The organism is Endozoicomonas sp. YOMI1 (genome assembly GCF_024606345.1).
In the GTDB taxonomy this organism is placed as follows: Bacteria; Pseudomonadota; Gammaproteobacteria; order Pseudomonadales; family Endozoicomonadaceae; genus Endozoicomonas.
Genome location: NZ_JAHHPM010000071.1, coordinates 1 through 4,371 on the forward strand (window position 1 = coordinate 1; position 4,371 = coordinate 4,371).

Sequence of the window (4,371 nt, forward strand, 5' to 3'; positions counted from 1 at the left end):
TTATGCCTGTTTCAAACCCGAGCATCGCGTTCAGTTGATCATTTATCGCTAAGTAGTTATTCGTATTTTTAATTCTTTTGAAATCAGGGCGCTAATTCTTGAAACTGATGATTATATTAGTGATCTATGGCCGTAAAAGATGGTTTTAAATAATGAATTTTTTAATTATGTTTCGAGGAAATCGTTGATAGAATAATGTCAGCAAGGCACCTGCTTACATTAATCAGGAGACCCGTGGGCCTCATAAGTACTCTGGTTGGAGTGCGCCACAATTGGTCATGAGGAGAGGCTGCTGGTTTTTGTGTCCTTTACTCATTGCCATGTAATGGCTTCAGCAGCAAACTTCCCTGTCCGGGCTGACGACGATTATTCCTGTGTGGCTTTCTGAGCGTGTTGCTTTTTCTGTGTTGACGAAGCCGTATGGAAAGCAGGGTGATATCATTGATCAAGCTAGACCAGAATCGGGAAGGCAGGTATTGTTGATTACATGACTGACGAGAACAAAGATTATATTCGCCAGCGCAATGCGGGCGCATTACCCTGGGAAATTGAGCCGGATACCCAAAAGCAGGAAGAGCATCCTGTGTTTGGTCAAGCTCAGCCTGTGATTCGTGAGGGTGCCCGGGTTCAGCCTTTGCCGGAAGATTTTGCACCATCCCGGGAAATTCTGGAGTTTCTTCAGGCCCATCAGGGCATACCTCTGGACTTTATTGCTACCCAGCTGATTGATTTCAAGCTGTACTGGCATGAGACGGGTGAGCCACGAAAAGCCTGGCAGAACAAGTTCAAATCCCACGTTATTTACCAGTGGAAGCGGAATCAAAGTGAAACAGGGCAGAGATCTCATCGATCAACAGCTGAAAAACTTACAGACCGGAGCTGGGACGACGGCTTCCAGTTCGAAGACGGCGACGAGTGATCAGGCTGCTTCGGGCTCTGGTACGCAACAGGCCCGTTCCGGGGCCGATCATGTTGATGCCATAAATGCAGTTTTCACGCTGCTGGAAGATGCTTATCCCCTGAAGTTCAAGCGGGCTTTCCAGACCCATGAGGATATCATCCGTGCCAAGCGGGTCTGGAAGAACTCTCTGCAGGAATTCAGTCCCCGTCGTATTTTAATGGCGGCAAAAAAGGCGCTTGATACGGCTAAATTTTTTCCCGATCTCAGTGATATCCGTGAGCTGTGCAAGCTGCGATATGATGAAGTTGGGTTGAAAGAACCTCTGCAGGCTTATTATGAGGCCTGTTATGCACCCCAACAGAGCAGAGACTATCCATGGTCGCATATTGCGGTTTATCTTGCCGCCCGTGAAACGGGTTGGATGATGCTGCGCAGTGAGGAGCAGCGGATCGCTTTTCCGGTATTTGAGCGGAACTATGAAATACTCTGTAACCGGGTGCTGGAAGGTGAAGATCTGGAGGCGAGTATCTTGAAAGGGATTGAGGATAATCGCAGCAAAGAAGTAACCCGTCTGGCAGAACAGGCTGCGCAACAGCATCAGCGGGAAACCATGATTTCCCAGGGTATTGATCCGGATAATGGGGCATCAGCCCGGTATCGGTTAAAGAAGGTGTTTGATCAGGGCTGACACTGAATCATTGAGTGAGTCTCCCATCAACGATCATTTGAGTGTGACAGCACTTGGAGTATTGTACTGAATGGTACGGTTCTGATTTGCCAGTAACGGTTTCCTCTTGAATTTGTCTCCTTGACCCTCATTAAAACGAATATTATTTTCCCGCCGACTGGAGTGTGGCCATGAATTCGAGCCGAGCCGATATTGAAGCGGCTATCCGCAGCTATCAGGACCCTTATCTGAAAAACAATTTGCTGGATGCTGGCTGTCTTGAATCCCTGAGCATTGACAATGGCAACGTCAGCGCTTCACTGGTGCTGGGTTACCCGGCCAAAGGTCTGTGTGATGGGGTGGCTCAGATGCTGGCCAGTAAAATCGACGATGTTGATGGCGTTGAGTCTGTGGATGTTTCGGTCAACTGGCAAGTTGATCCGGCACCGGTTCAGGGTGAGCTGGAAACCATGGCCGGTGTGAAGAACATTATTGCCGTGGCTTCCGGTAAAGGTGGAGTGGGTAAATCCACCACCGCAGCGAACCTGACATTGGCGCTGGCGGCAGAAGGGGCGCGGGTGGGTATTCTGGATGCCGATATCTATGGCCCGAGTATGGGGCAGATGTTTGGTATTGCGGATGGTACCCGGCCGGATGTGAAGAATGAGAAATATTTCATGCCCATTGAAGCCCATGGTATTCAGGTGATGTCCATGGCGTTTCTGGTTACCGAAGATACCCCCGTGGTATGGCGTGGTCCCATGGTCAGTGGTGCTCTGATTCAGTTGTTAACCCAGACGATGTGGCATGACCTGGATTATCTGGTGATTGACCTGCCTCCGGGCACCGGTGACATTCAATTAACCCTGGCTCAGAAAATTCCGGTTTCCGGCAGTGTTGTGGTGACGACTCCCCAGGACCTGGCGCTCATTGATGCCAGGAAAGGTGTAGAGATGTTCCGCAAGGTCGGTGTGCCTGTGCTGGGCGTGGTGGAAAATATGGCGGTTCATATCTGCTCAAACTGTGGCCATACCGAGCACTTGTTTGGCGAAGGTGGGGGTAGCCGTATCGCTGAGCAGTTTGAAATCGACCTTTTGGGCTCCTTGCCCCTCTCTATGATGATTCGTGAACAGGCAGACCAGGGGGCGCCTACGGTTGTTTCTGAACCAGAATCCCAGATTGCCATGATTTATCGGGATATGGCCAGGCATATGACGGCAAAACTGTGGTTACGTCATCAGCAGGCCCCGGCAGTGCCATCTCTGTCAGTGGTGGATGACTAATAGTGTTTGATTTTCATGCAAACATTCACTCCATGCCAGATCTTTATTAGTCTGGCCTGATTGTAACGCTTATTGAATGGGGCGTAACTTCTGTGTGACCGTCTATGCTTGGTTGATTAACCGCTCTAAAAAGACTAACAGTATGGACAATTTCTTCCAGCAGTGGCGTACCTATCGAACGGTTGTTAACCAAGGCTACATGGGGCATAACAGTATCGCTGACAATATCCTTAGGCAGATAGAGCCGCTGCCGCAAGGGTTGGATATTCTTGATCTGGGCTGTGGCGATGCAGAGGTGTTTTTCCAGCTGCTACCGGAGCTGACGGTTAATGCTTATCGGGGTGTTGATAGTTCTGCTGCGGCTCTTGAGGTTCTGACTGAGCGTTTTAACGGCAGAGATGTTGCTTTTCAGCTTTACTGTCAGGATATGATGGATTTTTTATCGTCGTCTGATGGTCAGTTTGATGTTATTCTCGCTGGGTTTTGTATGCATCACTTGTCGTTTGATGATAAAAAACGGTGCCTCCAGATGGCTTATCGCTGCCTTCGTGAGCATGGGGTGATGTTCATCTACGATGTATTTTTACAGCCTGGTGAATCCAGGAAGCGTTACCTTGCAAATTATCTGGCTTATATGCATTCCAACTGGACAGCCATGTCAGTCCAGGAGTTGGAGGCATTGAGTGCTCACATTACCGGCTGTGACTTTCCTGAGGAGGTGCAGACTTTTCGGCAATGGTCAAAAGACGCCGGGTTTAAACAGGTCAGGAGCCTGTGGGATGGGCAATGGCATTCCCATAAGCTGCTTCAGCTCAAACGGGGGTGATGGCACAATGGCGGTTACTCTCTGTTCACCCTGAATGTTGACTTAGGTCAAGATAGTGGTTTGCCGCAATAGGTCATACTGGTCCCGACGGTGTTTCTTCCGGGAGTAAGGGATATGAATAATGACAACCCCCTGGTCAGCGTGACGGCTGAACAAATCATGTGTCAGAAGGTGATTACTGTTCCCTCTGACTGGTCAGTGGATCGGCTGGCGCGTTTTTTGATCGATAAGGCAATTTCCGGTGCGCCGGTGGTGAATAATGCCGGACAGTTGATTGGCGTTGTGTCATTTTCTGATATTGTCCGGCAGGCAGGCAGTGGACTGGTTGATCTGGCCAGGCGGGATGATAATTTTTACAGCACCATGATGGATGAGACACTGTCACCGGAAGATCAGCGCTCTTTTCATGATCTGGTGGATCAGTCCGTTCTGGTCAATGATATTATGACGCCGATGGTGTTTGAGGTGTCTCCGGATACACCGCTGATCCATGTTGCTGAAGCGATGGTTAAAGGGCGTATTCACCGGGTTATGGTCACCAGGGATCGCTCACTGAAGGGGGTCATCAGTGCGCTGGACCTGTTGAAGGTGATGACGCTTTAGGTGTTTTCGGAGAATTGCTCCTGCATTTTCAGGATACAGTTGAAATAAGAAGCAACGAACGCAACAAGCCCTGCTAGACTTGGCCTGTGCA

At 49.5% G+C, this 4,371-nt stretch carries 5 protein-coding genes; all 5 read left to right on the forward strand.

The window, feature by feature from the left end:
* Positions 1 to 487: 487 nt before the first annotated feature.
* Positions 488 to 919 (forward strand): DnaT-like ssDNA-binding domain-containing protein, encoded by a 432-nt coding sequence (locus KDK15_RS02675; protein ID WP_257293823.1) that lies wholly within the window; start codon positions 488 to 490, stop codon positions 917 to 919.
* Positions 825 to 1,589 carry a replication protein P gene (locus KDK15_RS02680; RefSeq protein ID WP_257293824.1) on the forward strand — a complete coding sequence of 255 codons (765 nt, stop codon included), beginning with the start codon at positions 825 to 827 and terminating at the stop codon, positions 1,587 to 1,589. The genes KDK15_RS02675 and KDK15_RS02680 overlap by 95 nt, the downstream gene beginning before the upstream one ends.
* A gap of 170 nt (positions 1,590 to 1,759) precedes the next feature.
* A complete protein-coding gene (gene apbC / locus KDK15_RS02685) occupies positions 1,760 to 2,851 on the forward strand; it encodes an iron-sulfur cluster carrier protein ApbC (protein WP_257293825.1) in 1,092 nt (363 codons plus the stop codon).
* A gap of 94 nt (positions 2,852 to 2,945) precedes the next feature.
* The gene (locus KDK15_RS02690) at positions 2,946 to 3,677 is read left to right on the forward strand and encodes a class I SAM-dependent methyltransferase (RefSeq protein ID WP_257293826.1); all 732 of its coding nucleotides are present in this window, start codon (positions 2,946 to 2,948) and stop codon (positions 3,675 to 3,677) included.
* A gap of 114 nt (positions 3,678 to 3,791) precedes the next feature.
* The gene (locus KDK15_RS02695; protein WP_257293827.1) at positions 3,792 to 4,280 is read left to right on the forward strand and encodes a CBS domain-containing protein; all 489 of its coding nucleotides are present in this window, start codon (positions 3,792 to 3,794) and stop codon (positions 4,278 to 4,280) included.
* Positions 4,281 to 4,371: the final 91 nt, after the last annotated feature.

What these genes read in the sequence shown, in the direction of transcription:
- KDK15_RS02675 (WP_257293823.1), top strand. Translation starts at nt 488, where the DNA reads ATGACTGACGAGAACAAAGATTATATTCGCCAGCGCAATGCGGGCGCA.
- apbC (WP_257293825.1), top strand. Translation starts at nt 1,760, where the DNA reads ATGAATTCGAGCCGAGCCGATATTGAAGCGGCTATCCGCAGCTATCAG.
- KDK15_RS02695 (WP_257293827.1), top strand. Translation starts at nt 3,792, where the DNA reads ATGAATAATGACAACCCCCTGGTCAGCGTGACGGCTGAACAAATCATG.